Raw genomic sequence first — 804 nt, 5'->3', positions numbered from 1 at the left:
GAGCAGAGCCATGTTGCGAAACAGTTTTGTCGGATTGGGATTGTCCGTCGGCGTGAACATGCCTGCGAGGTAGCCGAGCGCGTGATCGAAGTTCGGCAGCTTGAAGAAGATCCAGAGCATCGTCACGCAGAAGAAGACGACGCCCATGCGGGCGCCGCGCACGACAGGGCCGGCTTCGCCCAGCACCTTCAGAAACGGCCGCTCGACGACGAGCAGGAGGCCGTGCAGCATGCCCCACAATGCGTAGCTCAGGCTCGCGCCGTGCCAGAGGCCGCCAAGCGTCATCACGATCATCAGATTGAGGCAGGTTCTGGCCGGTCCCTTCCTGTTGCCGCCGAGCGGGATGTAGAGATAGGTCCTGAGCCAGCTGGACAACGAGATATGCCAGCGCGTCCAGAACTCGGAGAACGAAGCCGAGATGTAGGGCAGGTCGAAGTTGACCGGCAGGCGGTAGCCGAACAGCAGCCCGAGGCCGAGCGCGATTGCCGAATAGCCGAAGAAGTCGGCATAGATCTGGTAGCTGTACAGGAACACGAGCAGCCAGCGGTCCTGCGTGGCCACCGTCTCATAGAGCGGATAGTCCATGTAGGACGTCATCTCGTTGAGATTGTTGGCGACGTAGAGCTTGAAGAAGAAGCCAGTCAGGATCCATTTGGCGGCTTCCGCGAAATCGACGTTGGCGAGCTGTTTGGGGACGATCTGCGGCATGAACTGGCCCGCGCGCGTGATCGGTCCGGACACGAGCTGCGGAAAGAAGATGATGTAGAGGAAGACGTCGCGCAGTGGCGGCKGCCGCTTCTCGCG

General features: G+C 61.0%; 1 protein-coding gene. It reads right to left on the bottom strand.

Annotation, left to right across the window (positions count from 1 at the left end; translation table 11 throughout):
• Positions 1 to 804: MBOAT family O-acyltransferase (locus AC1D00_RS43525; RefSeq protein ID WP_477014984.1), on the bottom strand; the 804-nt coding region annotated here is incomplete at both ends.

The organism is Bradyrhizobium sp. P2_E8, from assembly GCF_056403875.1.
Note: the sequence above shows the minus strand (reverse complement) of the source record. Positions and strands in the feature narration are given on the sequence as shown.